General features: G+C 70.4%; 27 protein-coding genes and 1 rRNA gene. 5 read left to right on the top strand and 23 right to left on the bottom strand.

All coding sequences use genetic code 11. The annotated features are described in order from the left end of the window. The first annotated feature begins 1 nt into the window (after nucleotide 1). Nucleotides 2-1,963, top strand: coding sequence for a heavy metal translocating P-type ATPase (locus FK531_RS18670; protein ID WP_142102055.1), 1,962 nt, complete (start codon nucleotides 2-4; stop codon nucleotides 1,961-1,963). 131 nt (nucleotides 1,964-2,094) lie between these two features. Here FK531_RS18670 and groL read toward each other — a convergent pair whose 3' ends face one another. Both groL and groES read right to left on the bottom strand, forming a co-directional pair. Beyond that, nucleotides 2,095-3,711, bottom strand: a complete 1,617-nt coding sequence (gene groL, locus FK531_RS18665; protein ID WP_142102053.1) for a chaperonin GroEL — start codon at nucleotides 3,709-3,711, stop codon at nucleotides 2,095-2,097. 91 nt (nucleotides 3,712-3,802) lie between these two features. Beyond that, complete coding sequence (groES, locus tag FK531_RS18660; RefSeq protein WP_027501788.1) at nucleotides 3,803-4,102, bottom strand: co-chaperone GroES; 300 nt, start codon at nucleotides 4,100-4,102, stop codon at nucleotides 3,803-3,805. Between the two features lie 264 nt (nucleotides 4,103-4,366). On the opposite strand from groES, the gene FK531_RS18655 reads away from it, so the two are divergent. Beyond that, complete coding sequence (locus FK531_RS18655) at nucleotides 4,367-6,094, top strand: TIGR03767 family metallophosphoesterase (protein WP_142102051.1); 1,728 nt, start codon at nucleotides 4,367-4,369, stop codon at nucleotides 6,092-6,094. Nucleotides 6,095-6,156: 62 nt separating this feature from the next. Beyond that, on the top strand, nucleotides 6,157-6,600 hold the full coding sequence (locus FK531_RS18650) for an RrF2 family transcriptional regulator (protein ID WP_142102050.1): 444 nt from the start codon (nucleotides 6,157-6,159) through the stop codon (nucleotides 6,598-6,600). Nucleotides 6,601-6,609: 9 nt separating this feature from the next. On the opposite strand, the gene FK531_RS18645 is transcribed toward FK531_RS18650, so the two are convergent. Genes FK531_RS18645 through FK531_RS18610 form a run of 8 tightly spaced genes read right to left on the bottom strand, consistent with a single transcriptional unit; the run spans nucleotide 6,610 to nucleotide 13,669 of the window. Beyond that, nucleotides 6,610-7,152 (bottom strand): potassium channel family protein, encoded by a 543-nt coding sequence (locus tag FK531_RS18645; protein ID WP_142102048.1) that lies wholly within the window; start codon nucleotides 7,150-7,152, stop codon nucleotides 6,610-6,612. Further along, the gene (gene tsaD / locus FK531_RS18640; RefSeq protein ID WP_142102046.1) at nucleotides 7,142-8,194 is read right to left on the bottom strand and encodes a tRNA (adenosine(37)-N6)-threonylcarbamoyltransferase complex transferase subunit TsaD; all 1,053 of its coding nucleotides are present in this window, start codon (nucleotides 8,192-8,194) and stop codon (nucleotides 7,142-7,144) included. Before tsaD ends, FK531_RS18645 begins: the two co-directional genes overlap by 11 nt. Next, nucleotides 8,191-8,694, bottom strand: coding sequence for a ribosomal protein S18-alanine N-acetyltransferase (gene rimI / locus FK531_RS18635; RefSeq protein WP_142102044.1), 504 nt, complete (start codon nucleotides 8,692-8,694; stop codon nucleotides 8,191-8,193). The genes tsaD and rimI overlap by 4 nt, the downstream gene beginning before the upstream one ends. Beyond that, entirely contained in the window at nucleotides 8,691-9,335 is a 645-nt protein-coding gene (gene tsaB, locus FK531_RS18630) for a tRNA (adenosine(37)-N6)-threonylcarbamoyltransferase complex dimerization subunit type 1 TsaB (RefSeq protein ID WP_142102042.1), read from the bottom strand. The genes rimI and tsaB overlap by 4 nt, the downstream gene beginning before the upstream one ends. An 11-nt stretch (nucleotides 9,336-9,346) precedes the next feature. Continuing rightward, entirely contained in the window at nucleotides 9,347-9,847 is a 501-nt protein-coding gene (gene tsaE, locus FK531_RS18625; protein WP_181763023.1) for a tRNA (adenosine(37)-N6)-threonylcarbamoyltransferase complex ATPase subunit type 1 TsaE, read from the bottom strand. Continuing rightward, nucleotides 9,840-10,916 carry an alpha/beta fold hydrolase gene (locus FK531_RS18620; RefSeq protein ID WP_142102038.1) on the bottom strand — a complete coding sequence of 359 codons (1,077 nt, stop codon included), beginning with the start codon at nucleotides 10,914-10,916 and terminating at the stop codon, nucleotides 9,840-9,842. The genes tsaE and FK531_RS18620 overlap by 8 nt, the downstream gene beginning before the upstream one ends. Further along, nucleotides 10,913-12,169: an alanine racemase gene (gene alr, locus FK531_RS18615; protein ID WP_142102036.1), complete on the bottom strand. Its 1,257-nt coding sequence runs from the start codon at nucleotides 12,167-12,169 to the stop codon at nucleotides 10,913-10,915. The genes FK531_RS18620 and alr overlap by 4 nt, the downstream gene beginning before the upstream one ends. Nucleotides 12,170-12,229: 60 nt before the next feature. Continuing rightward, entirely contained in the window at nucleotides 12,230-13,669 is a 1,440-nt protein-coding gene (locus FK531_RS18610) for an NAD(P)H-hydrate dehydratase (protein ID WP_142102035.1), read from the bottom strand. A gap of 82 nt (nucleotides 13,670-13,751) precedes the next feature. Between FK531_RS18610 and FK531_RS18605 the strand changes: the two genes are divergently transcribed. Next, complete coding sequence (locus tag FK531_RS18605) at nucleotides 13,752-14,129, top strand: cupredoxin domain-containing protein (RefSeq protein WP_142102033.1); 378 nt, start codon at nucleotides 13,752-13,754, stop codon at nucleotides 14,127-14,129. Nucleotides 14,130-14,178: 49 nt separating this feature from the next. On the opposite strand, the gene glmS is transcribed toward FK531_RS18605, so the two are convergent. Beyond that, a complete protein-coding gene (gene glmS / locus FK531_RS18600; RefSeq protein ID WP_142102031.1) occupies nucleotides 14,179-16,041 on the bottom strand; it encodes a glutamine--fructose-6-phosphate transaminase (isomerizing) in 1,863 nt (620 codons plus the stop codon). 67 nt (nucleotides 16,042-16,108) lie between these two features. Further along, complete coding sequence (locus FK531_RS18595; RefSeq protein WP_246098261.1) at nucleotides 16,109-17,179, bottom strand: alpha/beta fold hydrolase; 1,071 nt, start codon at nucleotides 17,177-17,179, stop codon at nucleotides 16,109-16,111. Nucleotides 17,180-17,240: 61 nt separating this feature from the next. Between FK531_RS18595 and FK531_RS18590 the strand changes: the two genes are divergently transcribed. Next, a complete protein-coding gene (locus FK531_RS18590) occupies nucleotides 17,241-18,074 on the top strand; it encodes an alpha/beta hydrolase family protein (RefSeq protein WP_142102027.1) in 834 nt (277 codons plus the stop codon). Here FK531_RS18590 and FK531_RS18585 read toward each other — a convergent pair. The 11 genes from FK531_RS18585 to rrf all read right to left on the bottom strand — a co-directional run. Then, entirely contained in the window at nucleotides 18,047-18,256 is a 210-nt protein-coding gene (locus FK531_RS18585) for a hypothetical protein (RefSeq protein ID WP_142102025.1), read from the bottom strand. The genes FK531_RS18590 and FK531_RS18585 overlap by 28 nt on opposite strands. Continuing rightward, nucleotides 18,253-19,305 carry a hypothetical protein gene (locus FK531_RS18580; RefSeq protein WP_142102023.1) on the bottom strand — a complete coding sequence of 351 codons (1,053 nt, stop codon included), beginning with the start codon at nucleotides 19,303-19,305 and terminating at the stop codon, nucleotides 18,253-18,255. The genes FK531_RS18585 and FK531_RS18580 overlap by 4 nt, the downstream gene beginning before the upstream one ends. Beyond that, on the bottom strand, nucleotides 19,302-19,568 hold the full coding sequence (locus tag FK531_RS18575) for a hypothetical protein (protein ID WP_142102022.1): 267 nt from the start codon (nucleotides 19,566-19,568) through the stop codon (nucleotides 19,302-19,304). Before FK531_RS18575 ends, FK531_RS18580 begins: the two co-directional genes overlap by 4 nt. Before the next feature lie 62 nt (nucleotides 19,569-19,630). Next, nucleotides 19,631-19,834: a PspC domain-containing protein gene (locus FK531_RS18570; protein WP_142102020.1), complete on the bottom strand. Its 204-nt coding sequence runs from the start codon at nucleotides 19,832-19,834 to the stop codon at nucleotides 19,631-19,633. A gap of 275 nt (nucleotides 19,835-20,109) precedes the next feature. Next, nucleotides 20,110-20,307 carry a hypothetical protein gene (locus tag FK531_RS18565; RefSeq protein ID WP_142102018.1) on the bottom strand — a complete coding sequence of 66 codons (198 nt, stop codon included), beginning with the start codon at nucleotides 20,305-20,307 and terminating at the stop codon, nucleotides 20,110-20,112. Nucleotides 20,308-20,460: 153 nt separating this feature from the next. Further along, nucleotides 20,461-21,801, bottom strand: coding sequence for a phosphoglucosamine mutase (glmM, locus tag FK531_RS18560; RefSeq protein WP_142102016.1), 1,341 nt, complete (start codon nucleotides 21,799-21,801; stop codon nucleotides 20,461-20,463). 143 nt (nucleotides 21,802-21,944) lie between these two features. Further along, a complete protein-coding gene (gene rpsI / locus FK531_RS18555) occupies nucleotides 21,945-22,463 on the bottom strand; it encodes a 30S ribosomal protein S9 (protein ID WP_142102014.1) in 519 nt (172 codons plus the stop codon). After that, a complete protein-coding gene (gene rplM / locus FK531_RS18550) occupies nucleotides 22,460-22,903 on the bottom strand; it encodes a 50S ribosomal protein L13 (protein ID WP_142102012.1) in 444 nt (147 codons plus the stop codon). The genes rpsI and rplM overlap by 4 nt, the downstream gene beginning before the upstream one ends. A gap of 158 nt (nucleotides 22,904-23,061) precedes the next feature. After that, the gene (gene rocD / locus FK531_RS18545) at nucleotides 23,062-24,306 is read right to left on the bottom strand and encodes an ornithine--oxo-acid transaminase (protein ID WP_142102010.1); all 1,245 of its coding nucleotides are present in this window, start codon (nucleotides 24,304-24,306) and stop codon (nucleotides 23,062-23,064) included. After that, nucleotides 24,303-25,103 (bottom strand): dimethylargininase, encoded by an 801-nt coding sequence (gene ddaH / locus FK531_RS18540; protein WP_142102416.1) that lies wholly within the window; start codon nucleotides 25,101-25,103, stop codon nucleotides 24,303-24,305. The genes rocD and ddaH overlap by 4 nt, the downstream gene beginning before the upstream one ends. 202 nt (nucleotides 25,104-25,305) lie before the next feature. After that, nucleotides 25,306-25,415: ribosomal RNA gene (gene rrf, locus FK531_RS18535) — 5S ribosomal RNA — on the bottom strand; the annotation flags it as partial.

Genomic DNA, 25,415 nt, shown 5'->3' with positions numbered 1-25,415 from the left:
CGTGAGCGATGCGTGCGGCTGCGGCCACGACGAACCTGCGGTCGGCGACGACGCGCAGGAGCGCGAGCCCGAGAAGTTCTGGCAGGTCACCGAGATCCGGGCCGCCGCGATCGCCGGCGTGCTCCTGCTGGGTGGGCTGATCGTCGGCTGGACCGACGGACCTCACACCGTCGAACTGGCCCTCGAAACACTCGCACTGGTCGTCGCCGGCTGCACCTTCGTCCCGAACACCCTCAGACGCCTGGCCAGAGGCAGGATCGGCGTCGGCACGCTGATGACGATCGCCGCCGTCGGCGCCGTCCTCCTCGGGGAAGTCGGCGAAGCCGCGATGCTGGCATTCCTGTTCGCCATCAGCGAGGGCCTCGAAGAATTCGCGGTCACACGGACTCGCCGTGGCCTACGCGCACTGCTGTCGCTGGTCCCCGACACCGCCACCGTGATCCGCGGTGACCGCGAGCAGGCCGTTCCGCCGTCCGACCTTCGTCTCGGCGACGTCATGGTCGTCAAACCCGGTGAGCGAATCGCCACCGACGGCGTCGTCCGCCACGGTCGCACCGCCCTCGACGTCTCGGCGATCACCGGCGAATCCGTACCGGTCGAGGGTGGGCCCGGCGACGAGGTGTTCGCCGGATCCATCAACGGCACAGGCGTTCTCGAGGTCGAGGTCACCGCACGCGCCGAGGACAACTCCCTCGCGAAGATCGTGCGGATCGTCGAGGCCGAGCAGTCTCGCAAGGGCGAGGCCCAACGCCTGGCCGACAAGATCGCCACACCGCTCGTCCCCGCGATCATGGCCGCCGCCATGGTGATCGCGGCTGTCGGCAGCCTGCTCGGCGAGCCGCGGATCTGGATCGAACGCGCTCTCGTCGTGCTCGTGGCAGCGTCCCCGTGCGCGCTGGCGATCGCCGTTCCGGTGACCGTGGTTGCCGCGATCGGGGCGGCCTCCAAACTCGGCGCCCTGGTCAAAGGTGGTGCCGCGCTCGAGACACTCGGTCGCATCCGCGGCATCGCGCTCGACAAGACCGGCACCCTGACTCGCAACCGGCCCACCGTGATCGACGTCGCCACCGTCGACGGCGCCTCCCCCGCCGAGGTCCTGGCCGTGGCCGCCTCCTTGGAGGCCCGCAGCGAACATCCCCTCGCCGCAGCGATCCTCGCCGCGGTCGACGACGCCGTCCCCGCCGAGGCGGTCGCTGCGGTCACCGGCGCCGGGGTGGTCGGACGGATCGACGGCGCCACCGCCCGGCTCGGCCGACCCGGTTGGATCGACCCCGGGCCACTGGGCGCCGCCGTCGAGGCGATGCAGCACGCGGGGGCCACCGCGGTGCTCGTCGAACTCGACCGCCGTCTGCTCGGCGCGGTCGCGGTCCGCGACGAACTGCGCCCCGAGGCTCGGGGCGTGATCGCCCGCCTGCGCCGCGACGGCTACCGCCTGGCGATGCTGACCGGCGACAACGACCGCACCGCCCGCAGCCTGGCCGCCGACGTCGGCATCGACGAGGTGCACGCCGACCTGCGCCCCGAAGACAAGGCCCGCATCGTCGAATCCCTGCGCGGCGCAAGGCCGACGGCCATGGTCGGCGACGGCGTCAACGACGCACCGGCCCTGGCCACCGCCGACATCGGCATCGCGATGGGCGCGATGGGCACCGACGTCGCCATCGAGACGGCCGATGTCGCACTCATGGGTGAGGACCTTCGCCACCTGCCCCAACTGTTGCAGCACGCCCGCCGATCCCGGCGGATCATGTTGCAGAACATCGGACTGTCGCTGGCGATCATCACCGTTCTCATGCCGCTCGCACTGCTCGGCGTACTCGGCCTCGCCGCCGTCGTCCTCGTCCACGAGGTCGCCGAGATCGTCGTCATCGCCAACGGGGTGAGGGCCGGCCGCGCCGCGACCCTCACGGATTCGGCCACCGCGCCGGCGCGACCGATCACGGTGATCGACGCGGGCCGCTGAGGGGTGCGCAGACCCGCGAGCGACCGTTGTCCCGCTGCGGCCGAGCATCGTTCGTGGAAGACGCAGGGCCCCGGACGAATTCGTCCGGGGCCCTGCGCTGTACCTACGACCCGAGGGTCGCGGCGGGGTGCCTAGTGGCTGTGGCCGTGTCCGTGGCCCTCGTCGACTGCGTCGACCGGCTTCTCGACCACGGCGCTCTCGGTGGTCAGGATCATCCGCGCGACGGAGGCCGCGTTGACGACCGCCGAGCGGGTCACCTTGACCGGGTCCACCACACCGTCGGCGAGCAGGTCGCCGTAGGTGAGGGTTGCGGCGTTGAAGCCGTGTCCCTTGGGAGCGTCCGCGACCTTGGCGACCACGACGGCACCGTCGAGACCCGCATTGCTCGCGATCCAGAACAGCGGTGCGTTGAGCGCGGCCCGCACGACCTCGACGCCGGTCGCCTCATCGCCGGAGAGCGAGTCGGCCAGCGCGGTGAGCACCTGACCGGCCTGGACCAGCGCGGAACCGCCGCCGGGCACGATGCCCTCCTCGACCGCGGCCTTGGCCGCGTTGACTGCGTCCTCCACGCGGAACTTGCGCTCCTTGAGGTCCGTCTCGGTGGCGGCGCCGACCTTGATCACCGCGACGCCGCCGGAGAGCTTCGCGAGCCGCTCCTCGAGCTTCTCGCGGTCCCAGTCGGAGTCGGTGTTCTCGATCTCGCGACGCAGCTGCCCGACGCGGGTGGCGATGTCGGCCTCGGTGCCGGCACCGTCGACGATGGTGGTCTCGTCCTTGGTGACGACGACGCGACGGGCGCTGCCGAGCAGGTCCAGTCCGGCCTCCTTGAGCGTCAGGCCCACGTCGGTGTTGACGACGGTGCCCGCGGTCACGACGGCCAGGTCGTCGAGGAACGCCTTGCGGCGGTCGCCGAAGAACGGCGCCTTCACGGCCACGGCCTTGATCGTCTTGCGGATCGAGTTCACCACCAGTGTGGAGAGCACCTCGCCCTCGACGTCCTCGGCGATGATCAGCACCGGCTTGCCGGACTCGGCGATCTTCTCGAGCAGCGGCAGGAAGTCCGGCAGCGAGCCGATCTTGTCGCGGTAGAGCAGGATCTGCGCGTCCTCGAGCACCGCCTGCTGGGCGTCGATGTCGGTGACGAAGTAGGGCGAGAGGTAGCCCTTGTCGAACTGCACGCCCTCGGTGACGACGAGTTCGGTCGCCAGCGTCGAGGACTCCTCGACCGTGACGACGCCGTCGACGCCGACGCGGGTCATGGCCTCGCCGACCAGCGCGCCGATCTCCTCGTCGCGCGAGGAGACGGTCGCGACCTGCGCGATCGCGTCCTTGCCCTGGACCGGGGTGGCGGCGGCGATCAGCGCCTCCGACACGGCGTCGGCGGCCTGCGCGATGCCCACGCCGAGCCCGATCGGGTTGGCGCCCGCGGCGACGTTCTTCAGGCCGCCGCGCACCAGCGCCTGGGCGAGCACGGTCGCGGTGGTGGTGCCGTCGCCCGCGACGTCGTTGGTCTTGGTGGCGACGCTCTTGACGAGCTGGGCGCCGAGGTTCTCGAAGGGGTCTTCGAGCTCGATCTCGCGGGCGATGCTCACGCCGTCGTTGGTGACGGTCGGGCCGCCGAATGCCTTGGCGAGCACGACGTGCCGGCCGCGGGGGCCGAGGGTGACCTTGACCGCGTCCGCGAGCTGGTCGACGCCGCGCTCGAGGGCCCGGCGGGCGGTCTCGTTGAATTCGATCTGCTTGGACATATCGCTTAGCTGCTCCTGGATGTGGAGGGTCGGCAAACGCGATCCGCCCCGGGTCACCAGTGGTGGGACGCCGGGGCGGATCGCAAGTGGCTTACTTGGAGATGACAGCCAGCACGTCGCGTGCCGACAGGATCAGGTACTCCTGGCCGGCGTACTTGATCTCGGTTCCGCCGTACTTGCTGTAGATGACGGTGTCGCCTTCCTTGACGTCGACCGGGATGCGATTGCCCTTGTCGGTCACGCGGCCTTCGCCAACGGCGACGACGGTGCCCTCCTGGGGCTTCTCCTTGGCCGTGTCGGGGATGACCAGGCCAGAGGCAGTCGTCGTCTCGGCCTCGTTGGCCTGGACGAGGATCTTGTCCTCGAGCGGCTTGATGTTCACGCTCGCCACGATGAGCCCTCCACTTTCAGGGGTTGTTCCGCCCCGGGCTGTTCCCTGGGCGGTTTCTTTTCGGTTCAGTACGCTTGCGGCCCCTCGCCAAGCCCCGTCGTCGCGGGTGCCGGAGCTGGGTCAGCGCCAACTAGCACTCTATACATGCGAGTGCCAGCGCTCAAGAGCGGCGGGTGCCGACGCGGACCCCGCAGCCTGGACGATCGTCCGACACCGACCGGGTTCGGACTCCAGGTGACGCGCGGGTGACCTACAGTCGTCGCCGTGGCAAACATGAACCGACGATCGTTTCTCGGACTCGCGGGCCTCGGCGCCGCGGGCGCAATGGGAGTCGGCGCCTTCGGGCGCGCCCCGTGGGGCACCTGGTACGCCGCCGCCGACGCGCTGCCCGAGCACCTCGCGGGAACGACCCTCGAGGCCGTTGCCACTCCGGTCGGGACGTCGGGCTACCGCACCCTCTCCGCCGGGCCCGGCTGGCCGGTGATCGTGCGCGGTGAACTCGCCGAGGCCAAGTCCGGCCGCGAGGAACGCCGCGCGGCGCTGGCTTCGTTCGTTCAAATGACCGACATGCACGTGCTCGACGCCCAGTCGCCGATGCGATTCGAGTACCTGCACCCGTTCACCGGGTCCGCATTCCGGCCCCACGAGACGTTGACCACCCACGGCCTCGCCTCGCTGGTGTCCCGCATCAACTCCCTTGCGGGCGGCCCGCACACCCGGCGCCGCTTCGATGCGGTCGTGACCACCGGCGACAACACCGACAACAAGGAGCACGCCGAGCTGGGCTGGCTGCTGGCCACCCTCAACGGCGGCACCTTCCGGCCGAACACCGGCGCCCTCGACCGCTACGAGGGTGTCCAGAACTCCGGCTCGGACCTGTACTGGAACCCCGAGTCGCCGATCCGCGACATGTACAAGAAGGCCGGCTTCCCCGAGATCCCCGGACTGCTCGGCGCGGCCCTCGCCCCGGTCACCAGCCCCGGCCTGCGCACCCCCTGGTACTGCGTCTTCGGCAACCACGACGACTCTGTCGAAGGCACCGTCCCGAGCGGCATCCCGCCCCTCGAGGCCATGTACACCGGGTCGATCAAGATCGAGGGGCCGGACTCCGAGCAGGCCCGCGCGATCGGCAGCGCCGCCAGCTCGGACCCGTCCGCGCTGCCCGCGCTGCTCGCCGCGGTCACCACCCCGCCGCGCATCGTCACCCCTGACGGCAACCGGGCCCCCTTCACGCCCCGCCAGTTCATCGCCGCGCACCTCGACCCGAGGAACACCGGGCCCGGCCCGGTCGGTCACGGCTTCGCCCCCGACGCCGGCGAGACCGGCATCGGCTACTACACGTTCGAGATCGCACCCGGCGTGATCGGCATCAGCATGGACTCCACCAACCGCGCAGGTTTCGTCGACGGATCCCTCGGCGAGGCCCAGTTCCGGTGGATCGAGCGAACCCTGGAGTCGGGCAGCAGCCGTTACTTCGACACCGGCGGCCGCGCGGTGACGCAGTCCCGCGCGGACACCTGGTTCCTGCTGTTCAGCCACCACACCAGCGACACCATGGCCAACCTCGTGCCGGATCCGGAGAATCCCGCCGATCGCCGCCACTCCGGCGCCGAACTGGTCGCCCTGCTGCACCGGTTCCCGAACGTGCTGGCCTGGGTCAACGGCCACACCCACGAGAACAAGATCTCCGCTCGGACCGGTCCAACGCCGGTCCAGGGCTTCTGGGAGATCAACACCGCATCGCACATCGACTTTCCGCAGCACGCGCGGATCATCGAGGTCGCGGACAACCACGACGGCACGGTGTCGCTACTGACGACACTGATCGAGTCGGACAGCCCGTATCAGACCAGTCACGGCGACTTCTCACAGTCCGGGCTTGCGTCGCTGTACCGGGAACTGTCCTTCAACGACATCCACGCCGACCCGAAGCTGATGGGTGTGTCCGGCGACCACAACACCGAGCTCCTACTGCCCTCACCACGCGCCTGACCAGGGCCGATGCCGGAGTCTTTTTATTGCATACGAAATGCAAGTAATATACGGTCGATGACGTGCAGCTGACGCGATTCACTGACCTGGGGCTGCGCGTCATGATGCGCCTTGCGGTCTCCCCAGGAGGCGGCGGCCTGACGACGAGTCAGGTGGCGGATCAGATGGCGATTCCGTACACGCACACGACCAAGGTCGTGTTGCGGCTACGCGAACTCGGCATGGTCGAAGCCCGCCGCGGTCGGGGCGGCGGGCTCACGATCACCGATCGCGCCCGCTCCACGTCGATCGGGTGGCTTGCCCGCGAACTCGAGGGCGAGGGCGAGGTCGTGACCTGTGAGGGCACCACTCCGTGTCCGCTGCGCAGCGCGTGCCGACTGCGTGGGGCCCTGCGCCGCGCCCAGGACGCCTTCTACGCGTCGCTCGACGGCGTCACCGTCGACGACCTGGTCTCCGCGCCGAACACCGTCACCCTGCTCTCACTCTCGGACACCGCGGCCATCTGAGCCGTCCCACTAGTCGTCGGAGTCGCGGCGACGCTTGCCTGCCTTCACCGCGGCCGTGATGATGCGCACCCCGACGGCGAGCAGTGCCAGGTTCGCGACGATCTGCACCGACACGATCGCGCGCGCGGTCTCGCTGGCGGCGGTGATGTCGCCGAAACCGACAGTGGAGAAGCACACCAGCGTGAAGTACAGCGCGTCGAGTTTGGAGAGCGGCTCACTGAAGCTCGACGGCGTCACCGACGAGAGCACGTGGTAGAGCGTCGCGAACGCCAGCAGGTACGCCGGCAACGACAGCGCGAGCGCCTCGACCGCCTGCAGAGCGGGGTACCGCGCGTGCACGATCTTCCAGATCTGCCACCCACACAGCGCACCGACCAGCGCCAGGACCAGCACCAGACCGCCGATCGCGCTGGCCGAATGCAGGTTCCGCATCGGCACCAGGAAGTACGCGAGCACGAGGAGCGCCGCCGAGCAGGACGGTCGCACGAGCGCCCGGCGGATCAGCGCGTTCCGGTCCGCCTTCGACAGGCCGGCGAGACCGTCAGCGGGCATCGCCCGGGTCCCGCGACTGACTGACGGTCACCGACAGACCCGGATCGGTGGCCACGGTCAGCGGCGACGGCAGCGCACCGCCGGCGATGACGTGCGCACCCAATGCTGCGATCATCACGCCATTGTCCGTGCACAGCCGTGGTTTCGGGATGCGAAGCCTCAAACCCGCCGCGCCGCAGCGCTCCTCCGCGAGCGCGCGGATCCGCGAGTTCGCGGTCGCCCCGCCGCCGAGCACCAGGGTGTCCACGCCCGCGTCGGCGGCCGCCCGGACCGCCTTCATGGTCAGCACGTCGGCAACCGCCTCCTGGAAGCTGGCCGCGACGTCCGGGATCGAAATCGGCTCGCCCGCCCGCTCTTTCGACTCCACGTAGCGGGCGACGGCCGTCTTCAGACCGGAGAACGAGAAGTCGTTGCGCGCGTCCCGCGGCCCGGTCATGCCGCGCGGGAAGGCGATCGCGGTGCGGTCACCGTCCTGGGCTGCCCTGTCCAGGGCCGGGCCTCCGGGAAAGCCGAGGCCGAGCAGTCGCGCCACCTTGTCGAAGGCCTCACCGGCCGCGTCGTCCACGGTGGTCCCGAGTTCGACGATCGGCTGTGCGAGGTCCTGCACGTGCAGCAGGTGGGTGTGCCCCCCGGAGACGAGCAGCGCGACACACGGCGGCATCGGCCCGTGCTCGAGAGTGTCCACCGCGACGTGCCCGGCGAGGTGGTTGAGTGCGTAGAACGGCACGTCCCAGGCGGCCGCGTAGGCCTTGGCCGCGGCGGCACCGACGAGCAGCGCACCGGCGAGCCCCGGCCCGATGGTGACGGCCAACGCGTCCGGCTTCGCGATGCCCGCCTGCGCGAGCGCTCGGCGCATGGTCGGGACGATCGCCTCGAGGTGGGCCCGCGAGGCGACCTCCGGCACCACGCCGCCGTAACGGGCGTGCTGGTCGACGCTCGAGGCGACCTCGTCGGCGAGTAGTTCACAGGTCCCGTCGGCGCGCCACCGGACGATGCCGACTCCTGTTTCGTCGCAGGAGCTCTCGATGCCCATCACGATCATGCCGGCTGCTCCTTCGTCACAGTCCCAGTCGCTTCGCTCGCCCGGCGCTCCCGACGCATGGTGTATGCGTCGGCGCCGCTCGGCTGGTAGTAGTTCCGGCGGGTGCCGAGAATCTCGAAGCCCTCGCGGCGGTAGAGGGCGATGGCCGACTCGTTGTCGGTGCGCACCTCGAGAAACACCGGGCCACCGTGAGTCTCGGCGACCCGCAGCAATTCGTCGAGCAGCCGCGAACCGAGCCCGCGCCGCTGGTGAACGGGGTCGACGCCGATGGTGTGCACCTCGGATTCGGGGTCGGATCCCCCGCCCAGCAACGCTATTCCCGCGTAGCCGATGGCGGTACCAGACTCGTCCCGGGCCACGAAGTAGTGGTTGTACGCGTGGGCGAGCTCCGAATGGAAGGCCTCCGCACTCCACGGCCCGTCCCCGGGAAACAGGATCGCCTCCAGCTCCGCACAACGACCCGCGTCGGCCGCCGTCATCGCGACGATGGCGGCACTCATTTCGTGCGGTTCGCGATCTCGACCGCGTCGGGGCGCCGAAGATACAGCGGGACAAGCGGTTCCGGTTCGGCGCCGTCCACGAGCGCCTGCCGGGCGACGCGGACCAGCCCGGCGGGCGACGGCGTCTCGACCGGCTCCACCTGCAGGTCGAACAGGTCCACGTGCGCGGGCGAGCCCGCCACCGCGTTCGACGGCAGCGGATTCACGTCGGCGGGCTTGTCGACGGAGGGTCCGGACACCCTGGCCCCCCGGGAGTACCGAGCCCAGTACACCTCGCGTCGCCGGGCGTCGGTGACCACCAACAGGTCTCGCCCCAGTGCCGCCTCGACGGCGATCGCGTCGAGGCTGCACACCCCGTACACGGGAATGCCGAGCGCATCACCGAACGCGGCCGCGGTGGCCATCCCCACCCGGAGTCCCGTGAAGGGTCCGGGGCCGCAGCCTACGACGACGGCGTCCAGGTCGGGCGGCGTGTGTCCCGCCTCCGCGAGGCATTCGAGGATGTGCGGCGTCAGCACCTCCGCGTGCGCGCGGGCGTTGACGGTGACCCGGGTGGACAGCGTCCGGGGTTCGTCGCCCTCGAGGCGGACGACCCCCGCGGTGACGGCCGGGGTGGCGGTATCGACGGCGAGTACGAGCACAATTGACCAGGTTACCCGTGGGCGGAGACCCAGCCCCACCGCGCGGTCCGCACGTCGGACTCGGGTTCGCGGCGCAGCCGCACCAGCAGGTGCCGGTCGGACAGGTGCTCGACGACGCCCTCGCCCCATTCGACCACCACGACCGCACCGGCCAGGTCGGTGTCGAGGTCGAGCGCATCGAGTTCGTCGAACGTCCGGTCGTGGCGACCGGACTCCCCGGCACCGATCCCGAGCCGGTACGCGTCCACGTGCACCATCGCGACGGGGGGACCTCCGCCGGGTCGCTCCCCCGCCCGATGCTCGCGGGCGATGATGAAGGTCGGCGAGCTGACCCGGCCCCGGACGCCGAGACCGGCCGCGATCCCGCGCGCCAGGGCGGTCTTACCCGCACCGAGCGGCCCGTCGAGCACCACCAGGTCGCCGGCGCTCAGTTCGAGGGCGAGGCGCCTGCCGAACGCCTCGGTGTCCTGGGTGGTCGGCAGCTCGATCACCGTGTGCGTCGACTCAGCCACCGAAACCCACCCGATCCGAGCACTCGGCGCCCTCGAGCGCCCTTGTCACCAGCCGGTCGATCGCATCCGTGACGCGAATCGGGAACTCGAGCTGTACCAGGTGTCCGGCGGAGACCACCCGAACCAGTTCGGAGCGGGGCAGAACCGCGGCCATCGCCTCCGACTGTCCGAACGGGATGACCATGTCCGCGTCACCGCAGAGCACCAGGACGGGCAGGTCCGCGATCACCGGGAGCGCCTCCGACTCGTCGTGCAGCTCGAGCGACTTGAGGAAGTTCACGATGGTCGTCACCGACGTCTCGTTGAGCATGCTCTCCGAGAACCTGGTCAGTGACGGACTCACGTCGGTGCCGTACGACGCGGCACGCAGTATCGGCGAGATGATCGCGCGGGCGGCGCCGCGACCGAACTGGACCACACCCGGCGCGGTGCGGACCGCGAGCCGGAAGGCGTCGATCACCGGGTTCCGCAGGTTGCGGCTCAGCCCGGTCTTGTTGAGGCCCTCTGCCGCGGTGGCGACCAGACCGACCCCGACCACCCGGGTACCGAACAGCTCGGGCAGCTGGCGGGCCATCGCCAGGATGCTCATCCCGCCCATCGAGTGCCCGACCAGCACGACCGGCCCGGTCGGGGCGACGGCGCGCAGCACCGCGTCGAGGTCGCGGCCGAGCTGACCGATGGTGCAGCTCTCGGGGCTCGGGGTGCCGGACCGGCCGTGGCCGCGCTGGTCGTAGAAGACCATTCGCACCGCGCTGCCCCAGCGCCGTTCGAGCTGACGGCGCTGGAAGTGCCAGGAGTCCATCCGCAGGCAGTAGCCGTGCACGAACACGACCGTCAGCGGCGCGTCGGCGGGCCCGACCTCCCGCACCGCGAGGGGGATGCCGTCGTCCGCGGTGACCAGGCTGCCGCGGTCGGCGTTCATCAGCCCGAAGTCCTCGCGGGCGTGCCGGTCCCGCCTGCCGCGCCGGGTCGGCGCGGGGTGATGGGCGACGCTGACGCCGGCAAAGGCACCGACGACGGTGGCGACGCCGGCGCCGCCGATGAGCCCGGCCTTTCCGAACGGCTTCACCGCGCGACCTGCCCACCGCCGGTGTACGTGCGCACGACGCGCCCGCGTACCCCGGTCACCACCTCGTAGTGGATGGTGTCGAGAGCGTCGGCCCAGTCCTGCGCGACGGGCTCGCCGCCGTCTCCGCTGCCGAACAGGATCGCCACGTCGCCCTCGGTGACCGGGCCGGGGTCCGCCCCGAGGTCGACGACCACCTGGTCCATACACACCCGGCCGATCTGCGGGTACCGTCTGGAGCCGATCTGCACCTCGAACCGGCCGCCGATGGCGCGCGGGATGCCGTCGGCGTAACCGACCGGGAGCAGCGCGACGGTGGTGTCCTGCGGGGCGATCCAGGTGTGCCCGTACGACACGCCACCGCCCGCCGCGACCTTCTTGACCAGCGCCACGCGAGCCCGCAGCACCATCGCGGGTCGCAGACCGAACTGTCCGAGATCGGGCACCGGGGACAGTCCGTAGAGGGCGATGCCGGGCCGCACCATGTCGAAGCTCAGGTCCGGACGCGTCAGTGTGGCCGCCGAGTTCGACAGGTGCACCCGCTCCGCACGCAGACCCCGGCGCGCGGCCTCGGCGACTGCGTGTCGCAGCACCTCGACCTGGGTGTCGATGACGGGATGGTGCGGCTCGTCGGCATGGGCGAGGTGGGAGAAGATGCCGCGGAACCGGATCGCACCCTCTGCCTGGGCTCGGGCCAGGTCGTCGAGCAGCGTGTCCAGCTCGGTCGGCGAGACGCCGTTGCGGTTCAGCCCGGTGTCGACCTTCATGGTGACGGTCGCGGTGGTGCCGAGGTCGCAGGCCGCGGCGACCACCGAACGCAGGTGACGTGGCGAGGAGACGGCGAGCTCGACATTCGCCGCGATCGCCCTCGCGAAGTCGGCGTCCGGGGTGTGCAGCCAGGACAGCACCGGTGCGTCGATACCCGCCGCGCGCAGTTCGAGGGCCTCGTCGACGGTGGTGACGCCGAGTTCCGCCGCACCTGCGGCGAGCGCGGTCCGGGCCACCTGCACCGCGCCGTGGTTGTACCCGTCGGCCTTGACCACGGCCATCAGCGCGGCATCGCCCGCGTGCTCGCACAGCAGCCGCACGTTGTCGGCGACCGCATCGAGATCGATCAGGGCCTCTGCCTGCGGTGCGCTCCGGGGCGCCGGGTCGGTTGCCGGGCGCGGGTTGCCACCTGCCCCGTGCCGTACGGACAAATCGGCACCCGCCCGAGGAGCGGATGCCGCGTGGTCGAGCTGCGGAGCGGTAGTCATGGTGTCGTCGATCCTGCCATTTTCAGTTCTCTGCCCAAATGACATCCGTCACTCCCCAGGTCACGGTTTGAGAACCCGCTGCGCGCGCAGAACCCTCACAGCGTCCCTGACCTGGCCCAACAGCGGTCCCGCGGAAGTCGGGGACTCAGTATCGGAACCACTGCGCGCAGCCAGCGCGGCGGCCAAGGCGTGGGCGCGGGCCCCCATCGCGGCCGCCCTCGACGCCGCCAGTCCGGTGGCCATCAGGGCGCCGACGATGCCCGCGAGGACGTCGCCGGCGCCCGCAGTGGCGGCCGCGGACCCCCCGGCCTCGTTGACCAGCACCTGTCCGTCGGGGTCCGCGATGACGGTGCAGCGGCCCTTGAGCAACACGCTCACACCCCACTCTGCGGCGAGGCGACGGGTGTTGCCGATCCTGTCCTCGGCCGGATCGCGTCCGGTGAGTCGCTCGAACTCACCCGCGTGCGGGGTCAGCAACGTCGGCGCCCGCCTGCCCGCGACCAGCGCCGGGTCCGCGGCCAGCATCGTCAGTCCGTCCGCGTCGACGAGCACCGGTAGGTCGGTCGCGAGCGCGGCCCGCAGCACCGCCCGGGCGGCCTCGTCGGTACCGATGCCCGGTCCCACCACCCAGGCCTGCACCCGGCCGGCATCGGCGAACCCGTCGACCGCCACGACCTCGGGCCACCACGAGAGCACTTGCGGCGCAGCGGTTCCCGCGTACCGCACCATCCCGGACGTCGCGGCCACCGCGCCGCCCGCACACAGCACACCGGCGCCGGGATAGTGTGCGCTGCCCGCGACCACCCCGACCACACCCTGGGTGTACTTGTCGTCGGCCGGGCCCGGGATCGGCCAGGCCGCGCCGACCTCCGGCGCGGTGAGCGCCCGGATCTCGGCCGCGCCCACACCGAGACCGATGTCGACGAGCTCGACCCGTCCACAGCGCGGTGCGGCAAGCGCGTGCACCGGCTTGAGCGCCCCGAAGGCGACCGTGACCTGCGCGGTCACCGCCGGTCCCGAGACTGCGCCGGTGTCGGGGTCGACCCCGCTCGGCAGGTCGACGGCGACGATCGGCGCGGTGATCGTGGCCACCAGCGCCGCGGCGGGCGGGCGCAACGGCCCCCGACCCGAGATCCCGACGATGCCGTCGAGCACCAGGTCCGGTTCCCCCAGGTCCGTGTCGACCCGTCCGCCCGCCGACCGGAACGCCGCGAGGCTGGCCGGGTGCGCACGATCCGGTGCGAGCAGCACCGCGCGTACCGCGACGCCGCGGGCACGCAGCATCGCTCCTGCCCACAGCGCGTCGCCCCCGTTGTCTCCGGACCCCACCAGCAGGGCTACCCCTCGACCGACCACACCCCCTGTGCGCGAACGCAATTCGTCGGCCGCCACCCGAGCGAGTCCGTAGGCCGCCCGACGCATCAGTGCGCCGTCCGGCAGCGCGGCGAGCATCGGCGCCTCGTACCCGCGCACCTGGTCGGCGGTGAAGTAGTCACGCATCGATCGACCGTAACCCGAGGGACGCGGCCGTGGGATCCCCATAAGGGTTCCACCGGCGCCGGGACAGGTCTAGCGTGGAATTATGCAAGCACCATCATTGCGTGCATGCGGGGTCATCGTGACGTCCGGGCTTCTGTTCGCGTCAGTGATCGCGGGATGCGCACAGCCCACCCAGTCAGCCGAGGTCATGCTGGTCGTCAACCGCACCACTACCGTGACGATCTCGAACATGATGTTCCACCCGTCGACCATCCGGGTCCACATCGGCGACACCGTCACCTGGGCCTTCAACGACCAGGGCCTCGACCACGAGGTCGTCTCCCAGCCGAGCGCCCAACAGGTCTTCGACAGCGGCGTCCTGTCCTCGGGCACCTACAGCTTCACCTTCACCGAGAAGGGCACCAACGCGTACACCTGCGCCATCCACTCGAGCATGGCCGGCACCGTCATCGTGAGCTGACCGACGGGACGTGCGATCGGCGGCCCATCGGGCCGCCGATCGCACGTCCTCACTCGACCGTGACGGACTTCGCCAGGTTGCGCGGCTTGTCGACGTCGTAGCCGCGAGCCTTCGCCACCTCGGCCGCGAACACCTGCAGCGGCACCGTGGACAGCAGCGGCTGCAGCAGCGTGGGAGCGGCCGGAATCTCGATCAGGTGATCGGCGTGCGCGCGCACCGTCTCGTCGCCTTCCTCGGCGATCACGATGGTCCGGGCACCCCGAGCCTTGATCTCCTGAATGTTGGAGACCAGCTTCGAGTGCAGCACCGCACGCCCCTTCGGCGACGGCATCACGACGATGACCGGCAGGCCCTCCTCGATCAGCGCGATCGGGCCGTGCTTGAGCTCGCCGGCGGCGAAGCCCTCGGCGTGCATGTACGCGAGCTCCTTGAGCTTGAGCGCACCCTCGAGGGCCACCGGGTAGCCGACGTGCCGTCCGAGGAACAGCACCGTCGACGAGTCCGCGAACTCGCGCGCCAACGCGCGCACCGGCTCGACGTTCTCCAGAACCCGGGCCACCAGGTCGGGCATCGCCTCCAGGTCCGCGTACTCGCGGCCGACCTCGTCCGGGTACTTGGTGCCGCGGGCCTGCGCCAACGCCAGCCCGACCAGGTAGTTCGCGGTCACCTGCGCCAGGAACGCCTTGGTCGAGGCGACCGCGATCTCCGGCCCCGCCCTGGTGTAGAGGACCGCGTCCGCCTCACGGGGAATCTGGGCGCCGTTGGTGTTGCAGATCGCGAGCACCCTGGCCTTCTGGTCCTTGGCGTGCTTGACGGCCTCGAGCGTGTCCGCGGTCTCACCGGACTGCGAGATCGCCACCACCAGGGTCGAGCGGTCCAGAACCGGGTCGCGGTAGCGGAACTCGCTGGCCAGCTCGACCTCGACGGGCAGCCGCGTCCAGTGCTCGATCGCGTACTTGGCGAGCAGTCCCGAGTGGTAGGCGCTGCCGCACGCGACGACGAAGACCTTGTCGACGTCGCGGAGCTCCTGGTCGGACAGGCGCTGCTCGTCGAGGACGATCTTGCCGTTTGCGAAGTGACCGAGCAGGGTGTCCGCGACAGCGGCGGGCTGCTCCTCGATCTCCTTGAGCATGAAGTAGTCGTGACCGCCCTTCTCGGCGGCCTTGAGGTCCCAGTCGATACGGAACGGACGGCCCTGCGCCTCGTTACCCGCGAAATCGGTGATCGAGTAGCCGCCGGCGGTGATGACCACGACCTGGTCCTGCCCGAGTTCGATGGCGTCGCGGGTGTGCTCGATGAACGCCGCGACGTCCGAGCCGAGGAACATCTCGCCCTCGCCGACGCCGACGACCAGCGGCGTGGAGCGGCGGGCGGCCACCAGGGTGTCGGGATGGTCGGCATGCGCGAACACCAGGGTGAATGCACCCTCGAGGCGCCGCACGACGGCCTGTGCGCTGGCGACGAAGTCGCCCGCGGTCTCGCCCGCCGCATACGCACGCGAGACGAGGTGGACGGCCACCTCGGAGTCGGTGTCGCTGTGCAGTTCGACGCCGGCCGCCTCGAGCTCGGCCCGCAGTGGGGCGAAGTTCTCGATGATGCCGTTGTGCACGACGGCGACCTTGCCGGTCCCGTCGACGTGCGGGTGCGCATTGCGGTCGGTGGGGCGGCCGTGGGTGGCCCACCGGGTGTGGCCGATGCCGGTGCTGCCCACGAACCGGTCGGCGCCGATCTCCGCGAGTTCGGCCTCGAGGTTGGCCAGCTTGCCCGCCTTGCGCTCGACGGCGAGCCCACCGGCACCGTCGAGGACCGCGATCCCCGCGGAGTCGTAGCCGCGATACTCCATCCGGCGCAACGCCTCGACGCCGACGTCCAACGCCCCCCGGTGGCCGACGTATCCCACGATTCCGCACATGGTTACTGAGGGTACTGGGAACGCCCCGGCGCGCCGACCGCGAGGGGCGCACGACCGGACCCTCGCACTAGGCCGGATCGAACTCGGCGAGGAATTCGGCAAACGCGGGCCACATGGTGCGGCGGGCGGCCCGACCTGCCAGCACGCCCAGATGGCCGCCGGGGAAGACACCGTAGCGAACCGTCGGCGAACCGTTCAGCAGTTCTGTGAGATGCCGCACAGCAGGTTCGGGCGCGAGGCCGTCACCGCTGCCCGCGACGACCATCGCCGGCACGTCGATGTCGTCCAGGTCGACCCGCCTGCCGCCGATCTGCATGTGCCCGGACGCGAACTCGTTCGACCGCATCACCACGTGGTAGAGCTGCCCGAAGGTCCGTCCCGGATACGCGTACATGCTGCTCATGAACCGGTCCACTGCCTCGATCTGCTCGAGGTGGTCGCGGTCGTCCAGGTTGGCGAGCACGGTCCAGGGCCGAGTCAGGTACTTGTCGATGCTGGCGGCTTTGAAGCCGAGGCTGGTCAGCGGCGCCGGAACGGTGCCGAGCAGCTTGTAGAACGGGGCGACCGTGTACGGACCGAACAGCCGGTCGAGCGGGCGGAGGGTGGCGAACAGCGGGACCTGCCGCAGGTCGAACGGGCTCGCGATCGGAGTCACCGAACGCAGCGGTAGTTCCGGGTGCGCGGCTGCGGTATAGACGGCGAAGATCCCGCCGAGCGACCAACCGGCCAGGTGCACCTTCGCCCCGCCCGCGTCCGCGCTGACCACCCGGACCGCGTCCGGGATCACGTCGTCCACCCAGTGCTCGAACCCGCGAGCGCGGTCCGCGAAGTTCACCGGGCCGTAGTCGACGACGTACACGTCCCTGCCGGTCTCCTTGAGGTACTCGACGAGGCTGCACCCTCGGCGCAGGTCGAAGGCGACCGATGTCGCGGCCAGCGGGGTGACCAGCAGCAGCGGCGCTCCGGTTGCCGGGCGTTCGGTCGAACGGAACCGGCGGACGGTGCGGTCGGCGTTGGTGTCGACGATCTCGGAATCCGTCGGGCGCAGATCGGCCAGCCCGTTCGAGCCGAGTCGCGCCCGCACGTTCGCGACCGCTCGCGGGAGGTCGCGCGGGACGGGTACCGGAATGCCAAACACTTCGTGGGTTCTCCTAGCTCGCTGCCGTGCCCGATCCGGTCGATCGGCTACGGTCATCTCCGTGGCGCCGACTCCGAAGACCCTGGCCTCCCAACTATCTAAGCGCGGCCCGCACCAGGTGCTGCGCGGCGACCTCGCGTTGGCCGGCCTGCCCGGCGTGGTGTACACCCCTGCCGAGGGCTTCGGGCTTCCCGCTGTGGTGTTCGGCCACGGCTGGCTCACCGGCGTGGACCGGTACCGGGAAACCCTCACCCACCTCGCATCCTGGGGGCTGGTCGTCGCCGCGCCGGACACTCAGCGCTCGCCGGTCGCGTCGCATCTCGGCCTGGCAGCCGACCTGCGCAGTGCCGCCGAGATCGCCGCCGGTGTGCGCTTGGGCCCCGGCAAGATCAGTGTCGACGCCGAGCGGATCGCCTTCGCCGGCCACGCGATGGGCGCGGGTGCGGCCGTCATCGCCGCGGCCGGGCACGGTGCGCCGACCGCGGTCGCGGCCCTGTTCCCCGCCCCGACCTCGCCCCCCGCCGAACGCTTCGCCGCGAAGATCGCCGGGCCGGGACTCGTCGTCGCCGGGGCCGACGACCTCGACTCGATGAACTGCAACGCGAAGTCGCTCGCGCAGGCATGGGGCGGCCAGGCGATCCTGCGCAGCGTCAACGGCGGGTCCGGTGGCGGTCTCGCCGAGGGACGGCGACTGTTCGGCGCACTCGGCCTCGGCGGCTCCGAACGCGGGACGCAACGCACCACGCGTGCCCTCCTGACCGGCTACCTGCTCTACCACCTGCTCGGCGAGACGAAGTACGAGGAGTTCGCCACCCCGGAGGCCGAGATCCCGCGGACCGCCCTGGTCGACCCGGTGGCAGCGGACGATCACACCAGCCAACTGTCTGCCGGATAGTCCCAGGCGGCCTCGTCCGAACCGAGCACGGGCGGACCTGACCCGTCTTCCCTTGCCCGCGTTGACAATTCGTCGGACCGGCGCTGCGCGGCGAGTCGCGCCTGCGCGATCCGGATCTCGGCCCGTTCGACGGCGACTCGCAGTTCGTCCCGTAGTGCGTCGGCGGTGGCGGCGACACTCACAGCGGGCCCGCCGTGGCCAGTTCGGCACCGGAGTCGGGTTCCCGTTCGGTCCGGTCCGGCTCACGCGGGGCGTCCCGGCGGCGCACCGGCTCGCCGGTCGGGCCGAAGTCGAGCATCCCGGACTGCGGGGCAGGCGCCTCCGCCACGACCTCCGCGCCGGGCGCCGCCTGTTCCTCGACCGGAGCGGGTGCCGCCGTCTCGGTCGCCCCCTGCTCCGGGTCGGCAGGCGGCACCGACTCGGCCCCGGTGCCCGCCTCGTCCGCCCCGACGTCACTGTCGATCCCGCTGTGCGTGTCGCCGGCGCCGTCGCACCCGCACTGACCGGGATCCGCACCGACCGGAGGGACCGACGCGCCCTGCACCGGATCGGCCGGCGCGAACGTCGACTCCGGTTCCGTCGTACGGCGGTACGGCGCCGGGTCCACCGCAACCATCGCATCGTCGACCATGCGGTGCGCGCCCAGGACGACCCGCTCGACGGCAGCACAGAGATCGAGAACCGCGTCGACGTGCGCGCGCACCTGCGGGACCAGCACCTCCCGCAACCACGACTCGGCCGTCGAATCGGGCGACTCGCCGAGCGCCGCCGCGAGCATCCCGTCGATCTCACGGACACTGCGGCCGCCGATCGCGGAGGGGTCGACCGAGGCCACCAGATCAGACTTGGCCCGGACCGCGTCGTCGATCACCGACGCCGCCTCCTCCAGCGCACGTTGCACTCCGGACATCGCGTCCGTGTCGGCGTATGCCCGCTCGAGGCGGCGCGCGATTCCGGACACCGCGACATCGGCGGCGGCGCCGTGCCAGGCCGCGGCCACCCGCGTCAACGCTCTGGACTGCGCCGAACACTGCGCCCGCATCGTCACGACCACGTCGGCGACCATCGCGGCGCCGTTGCGCAGACCGTCGAGGTCGAGGCCCGACTGCCCGCCGTAGCGGTTCACCAGGTGCGCGTAGTCGACCGGTAGCGGCGAGACGCCGGCCGCGCGTGGCACGAACTCCGCGAAATACCGCAGGTCGGAGTCGGCGCCGGGCGCATGCGCGGTCACGGTCGTAGCTCGCCGAGTGCGGACGCATGTGCGGCCTCCCGACGCTCGTACGCGCGGGCAGTGGACACCAGGTGCTCGCTGTCCTGCGCCACCGAACGGGACCACGCCCGCAGGCTCGCGGCAAGCGCGCCGTAGCCGTGCCCCGCCGCCGGGGCGTGCGACTCGATGTCGCGGGCGGCCACGTCGAGGGCCCGCGCCGAGTCGGCGAGTTCCGCCGCCGCGACCAACACCGCGGCGACCTCCAGTTCCAGTTGCTCGCCCACGAATCCCCCCGCCGAGTGTCGCTGTCACGAACTCAGACGCGCCGGGAGCGGATTCGGTTCCCTCAGGCCTCGCTCTCGGGGACGAATATCCACATCGCCAGGTAGATCAGGAACTGGGGGCCCGGCAGTAGGCAGGACAGCACGAACAGCACCCGGACCAGCGCCGGCGTCACGTGGAAGAACTCAGCGATGCCGGCACACACGCCGCCGATCATCTTGTCCCGGCGAGCCCGGGTGAGGCGGCGGCTGGCGGTCGAGGCGGTCATGTCGATCCCTTCGGAGTCGGTCAGCAGCTGTTGCTGCTGTGCCTTCCACTGTCGTCGACCACACCGGCGGGCCGCATCGCGCTCAGGGCTGATTCGCCGACCCGAGCCTCACTCTCGGGGACTACGGGACCCGTGCCCGCGGCTCGGGGTACACCCCGAGGTCTCGGAGCGCGTCTGTGAACGTGCCGGCCCGACGTGGTCCGTGCAGGCTCGACCAGGGGCGCCTGCCGCGACCGCACGCTCCACCAGGTGTCCGTTCTCCAGGTCCTACGACGCTAGTGGTGCGTCGTTGCAACCAGCCGTCGAGAATTGCCCGCGGTCGCCTCCGACCAGGCGCGGACGCTGAGCGCGAGGGCGTCCAGGCCGCGGTCCACGGGCCGGTCCACCTCGACCTCCGGTACGCCCGCTGACGCGACGAGCCGGCCGGCGATGACCTGCAACGCCGCCAGGTCCAGCCAAAACTGCTCGCCCATCGTGGCTCCTGTCTTCGAAGATGCCCGTCACGGTGTCAGATGCACCGGATCGAAAGGTGGTGGTTCCGTTGATGATCGCGTTCCCGACGGGGTGCGGCGGGCACACAGTGTCGCCTCGCGGGGTGGCCGACGGCCGCCCCATCGACAACGGCGCTAGACAGAGGCGACGCGGTCCGCGAGGTCGTCGGCGAGCTTGCGCGCGACCTCGATCTCGGTAGCCTCGACCATCACCCGAACCAGTTGCTCGGTACCCGACGGACGCAGCAGCACGCGGCCGGCCTCCCCCAGGATCTGCTCGGCCTCGGCCACCGCCGCCAGCACTGCAGGAGCGGTGGCGACCGCAGCTTTGTCGGAGACCCGGACATTGACCAGGACCTGCGGCAGCGTCTCCATGACGGCCGCCAGATCGGCGAGCGAACGCGAAGTCTGCGCCATCCGGCTCATCAGCCGCAGCGCGGTCAGGATGCCGTCGCCGGTGGTGCCGAATCCCGGCAGCACCACGTGCCCGGACTGCTCGCCGCCGAGGCTGAACGAACCGCTGCGCAGTTCCTCGAGCACGTAGCGGTCGCCGACCGCGGTGGTACGCACCGCAATGCCTGCCCCGCGCATCGCGATGTGCAGTCCGAGGTTGCTCATCACGGTGGCGACCAGCGTGTTCCCGGCGAGCTCACCGGCCTCGTTCATCGCCACGGCGAGGATCGACATGATGGCGTCCCCATCCACGACGGCACCGCTCGCGTCGACAGCGAGGCAACGGTCGGCGTCGCCGTCGTGCGCGATGCCGAGGTCGGCACCGTGCTCGAGCACCGCGGCCTGGAGGTCCTCGAGATGGGTCGAGCCGCAACCGTCGTTGATGTTGCGGCCGTCGGGCTCGGAATGGATTTCGATGACTCGGGCGCCCGCCGCACGATAGGCCGCGGGCCCGACGGCAGAAGCCGCCCCGTTGGCGCAGTCCACCACGACGGACAGACCCTCGATGCGGTGCGTGGTGGCGCGGGCCAGCTGAGCCAGGTAGCGCTCGGCCGCATCTGTGGCTACGGTGACGCGACCGATCGCGGCGCCCGTGGGCCGCGGGATCTGGTCGTGGTCGGCGATCGCGGCCTCGATGCGGTCCTCGGACTCGTCGTCGAGCTTGTGCCCGCCCGCGGCGAAGATCTTGATGCCGTTGTCCGGCATGGGGTTGTGCGAGGCGGAGATCATCACGCCCAGCGCGGCGTCGTACGCGCCGGTCAGGAATGCCACCGCGGGGGTCGGCAGCACGCCGACGCTGATCACGTCGACGCCCGCTGCGCAGAGACCGGCGGTCACCGCCGCTTCGAGCATCTCGCCGCTGGCGCGGGGGTCGCGTCCGACCACGGCGGTGGGTCTGGGGGTGCCCCGCTCGGACAGTGCGAGCACCGACGCCGCCGCGCCCGCGATCCGCAGCGCCAACTCAGCGCTGAGTTCCGCGTTGGCCAGGCCACGCACGCCATCCGTCCCGAACATCCGACCCATGAATTCAGACCCCTTGCCGTTGCAACGATTCCCGCGTTTCCGCTTTTCCTACGCCAAGAGCAGGCGTCCGGTACTGCTGGACGCCTGCTCTCGGTGGTGAACAGGTGCCGATGCCAACCCACCGGGCCGGCATCGGCGACGCATCAGCGCTTCGAGTACTGCGAAGCCTTGCGGGCCTTCTTCAGGCCGTACTTCTTGCGCTCGACGGCGCGGGCGTCACGGGTGAGGAAGCCGGCGCTCTTGAGGGCGGGGCGATCCTCGGGGGTGACCTCGATCAGGGCGCGGGCGATGGCGAGACGCAGCGCGCCGGCCTGGCCGGACGGTCCGCCACCGTGCAGGAGGGCAACGATGTCGAAGGACTCGGTGCGCTCCACGGTGACCAGCGGGGCCTTGATGAGCTGCTGGTGCACCTTGTTGGGGAAGTAATCCTCCATGGTGCGGCCGTTGAGCTTGAACTCACCGGTGCCGGGGATCATGCGGACGCGAACGACCGCCTCCTTGCGGCGACCGACGGTCTGGATCGGACGGTCGATGTAGATCGGGGCGGGAGCGGCGAACTCCTCGACCACGGTCTCCTCGACGATCTCGGGCTGGTCCGCCGAAGCGAACTCCTCCACGACGGTCTCCTCGACGATCTCGGGGGTCTCGTTCTGATCGCTCACTGGGCCACCTGCTTGATCTCGAACGGAACCGGCTGCTGCGCGGCGTGGGGATGATTCGGGCCTGCGTAGACCTTCAGCTTGCCTGCGATTGCGCGGCCGAGCTTGTTCTTGGGGAGCATGCCGGTGACGGCCTTCTCGACCAGACGATCAGGGGTCCGCTCGAGGACCTCGCCGACGGTGCGGGACTTGAGGCCACCCGGGTAACCGGAGTGGTTGTACAGGAGCTTGCCGTCGCGCTTGTTGCCGCTGATGGCAACCTTCTCGGCGTTGATGATGACGACGAAGTCGCCGCCGTCAACGTGCGGGGCAAAGGTGGGCTTGTGCTTGCCGCGCAGCAGGTTCGCTGCCTGGACGGCAAGGCGGCCGAGCACCACGTCAGTGGCGTCGATGACGTGCCACGTGTGGGTCACATCTCCGGCCTTCGGGGTGTACGTAGACACAGAACTTCCTCGTCATATCGTGTAGCTGCTGGCCAGTCGGGTGTGATCGAACTCCCGGCGGCCAGTGGAGACCCGGGAACCCGCTCTACGACCGACACATGAGTGCCGCGCCGTACCGCACGCCGACGTTGAACCTTACCGTGCAGGTCAGAGCCAGGTCAAAGTGGGTCGGGTGAGTCCACCAGCGAGTCGGCCAACTGTTCGACCGCCCAGGTGAGCTCGTGCCGCTCGACGACGAGGGGTGGCGCGAGCCGGATCGTGCCCTCGTGCGCGTCCTTCGCCAGTACCCGACGGGCCAGCAGTCGCTCACAGATCGTCCGCGCAGGCGGTTGTCCGGACGCGAGTTCGACCCCCGCCCACAGTCCACGCCCGCGAACCTGCGCGACGCCGTCACGAGGCAGTTGACCGAGCAGTTCATGCAGGTAGGCGCCGAGTTCACGACTGCGCTGCTGGTACTCGCCGGTCTCGAGCATCCGGACCACCTCGGTCGCGACCGCGCAGGCGAGCGGATTCCCGCCGAACGTGCTGCCGTGTTGACCGGGCCCGATCACACCCATCACCGCCCAGTTCGCGACCACCGCCGACACCGGGACCAACCCGCCGCCGAGTGCCTTGCCGAGTATGTAGACGTCGGGCACCACGCCCTCGTGATCGCACGCGAATGTCTCGCCGGTGCGACCGAGACCACTCTGGATCTCGTCGGCCAACATCAACACACCCGTGTCATCACAGAGACGACGAACCGCTCCGAGGTAGCCGTCCGGCGGCACGAGCACCCCTGCCTCCCCCTGGATGGGTTCGACCAGCACCGCAACGGTGTTCTCGGTGATCGCGTCCGACAGCGCGCCGATGTCTCCGTAGGCGACGGTCCGAAACCCCGGCGGGTACGGGCCGAATCCGTCGTGCGCGTCCGGATCCGTGGAGAACCCGACGATCGCGATGGTCCGGCCGTGGAAGTTGCCGGCGAAGGTGATGATCTCGGCGCGGTCGGCAGGCACACCCTTGACCTCGTAACCCCAACGGCGGGCGAGCTTCAACGCCGTCTCGACCGCCTCGGCGCCGGTGTTCATCGGCAACACTGCGTCCTTGCCACACAACCGGGACACCGCTTCGCAGAAGTCGCCGAACAACGAGTGCTGGAACGCCCGGCTGGTGAGGGACAGTCGCGCCAACTGGTCCGTGGCGACAGCGACGAGGCCCGGATGCGCGTGACCGAAGTTCAGCGCGGAGTAGCCGGCGAGCAGGTCCAGATAGTCGACGCCGTCGATCCCGCGCGCCCACACACCGTGTGCGGATTCGAGAACCACCGGCAGCGGGTCGTAGTTGTGGGCACTGTGCGCGTCGGCGCGGGACAGCGCGACCCGGGTGGCCTCGGTGACCGGCACCCCAGGCAGTCCGGTCACGGCCGCTCCCCCGGCTCCACCCACCCGCGCAATTCCATTGTGCAGCACTTGATTCCGCCACCGGACTTGAGGAACTCCGACATGTCGACCGGCACCGGGCGATACCCGCGCTCGCGTAGCTGTGCCGCAAGGGACGTCGCCTGCCCGGCCATCACGACGTTCGCCCCGTCGCTGACCAGGTTCAGTCCCAACCACGCCGCATCCGACTCGTCCGCGAGGATCGCGTCGGGGAAGAGAGCTCGGAGCGTCAGCCGGCTCCGCTCGTCGAAGGCCGAGGGCAAGTACGCGATGGTGCGGTCGTCGATGACGCCGAGTGCGGTGTTGAGGTGGTAGTACCGCGGATCGACCAGACGCAGTGTCACCACCCGCCGCCGCAGGTGCCGCTCGACCTCGGCATGCGCCCGCTCATCTGTGCGGAAACCCGTTCCCGCACAAATGATGTCACCGACGACCAGCAGATCACCCTCGCCCTCGTTGATGTACACCGGCCGCGTCGGGCGTCGCACGTCGTGCTCGACGAACCACCTCAGGACATGATCCGCCTCGGGCGCGCGGTGGTCGCTGCGGTACCGGGCGCCGAGCGCGACCCCGTCGACGACCAACCCGCTGTCGGTCACGAAGACCATGTCGGGCAGCCCCGGAACGGGGTCGACGAGATGCACCCGGTGGCCGAGCCGCCGATAGGTGTCCACCAGCGACTGCCACTGGTCGTTCGCGCGCGTGGTGTCGACCGACTCGGTGGGGTCCATCCACTCGTTGATGCTGTAGTTGACGTCGAAGTAGGTCGGTGGACACATGAGATAGGTCCGCTGGGTAGCGGTTCGGGCCGGCGGCGGCGCACTCGAGTCGGATCGCGACGTCAGTGTCATGTGCGTCCCCCTCCGTCGGCGGTGCAGACAGTATCCGCGGCGGGGACGGACTCGGCAATCCGGCACGGGGAAACTTGTCCGGAAAACACGAAGACCCCCAGCACAATGCTGGGGGTCTTCGGTAACGGATGTTCGGCGGTGTCCTACTCTCCCACACCCTGTCGAGTGCAGTACCATCGGCGCTGGAGGGCTTAGCTTCCGGGTTCGGAATGGGACCGGGCGTTTCCCCTCCGCTATGGC

This window comes from Rhodococcus spelaei (genome assembly GCF_006704125.1).
GTDB classification, from domain to species: Bacteria; Actinomycetota; Actinomycetes; order Mycobacteriales; family Mycobacteriaceae; genus Rhodococcus_G; species Rhodococcus_G spelaei.
The sequence above is the reverse complement of the archived record's forward strand: the minus strand, read 5'-3'. Positions and strand labels throughout refer to the sequence as shown.

Coding starts and splice junctions, on each gene's coding strand:
- FK531_RS18570 (WP_142102020.1), bottom strand. CDS start 19,834: ATGACCGCCTCGACCGCCAGCCGCCGCCTCACCCGGGCTCGCCGGGAC.
- glmM (WP_142102016.1), bottom strand. CDS start 21,801: ATGGGTCGGATGTTCGGGACGGATGGCGTGCGTGGCCTGGCCAACGCG.
- alr (WP_142102036.1), bottom strand. CDS start 12,169: ATGACTACCGCTCCGCAGCTCGACCACGCGGCATCCGCTCCTCGGGCG.
- tsaD (WP_142102046.1), bottom strand. CDS start 8,194: ATGATCGTGATGGGCATCGAGAGCTCCTGCGACGAAACAGGAGTCGGC.
- glmS (WP_142102031.1), bottom strand. CDS start 16,041: ATGTGCGGAATCGTGGGATACGTCGGCCACCGGGGGGCGTTGGACGTC.
- FK531_RS18645 (WP_142102048.1), bottom strand. CDS start 7,152: ATGCCCGCTGACGGTCTCGCCGGCCTGTCGAAGGCGGACCGGAACGCG.
- rimI (WP_142102044.1), bottom strand. CDS start 8,694: ATGAGTGCCGCCATCGTCGCGATGACGGCGGCCGACGCGGGTCGTTGT.
- FK531_RS18605 (WP_142102033.1), top strand. CDS start 13,752: ATGCAAGCACCATCATTGCGTGCATGCGGGGTCATCGTGACGTCCGGG.
- FK531_RS18610 (WP_142102035.1), bottom strand. CDS start 13,669: ATGCGTGACTACTTCACCGCCGACCAGGTGCGCGGGTACGAGGCGCCG.
- groL (WP_142102053.1), bottom strand. CDS start 3,711: ATGTCCAAGCAGATCGAATTCAACGAGACCGCCCGCCGGGCCCTCGAG.
- ddaH (WP_142102416.1), bottom strand. CDS start 25,103: ATGTGTCCACCGACCTACTTCGACGTCAACTACAGCATCAACGAGTGG.
- FK531_RS18565 (WP_142102018.1), bottom strand. CDS start 20,307: ATGGGCGAGCAGTTTTGGCTGGACCTGGCGGCGTTGCAGGTCATCGCC.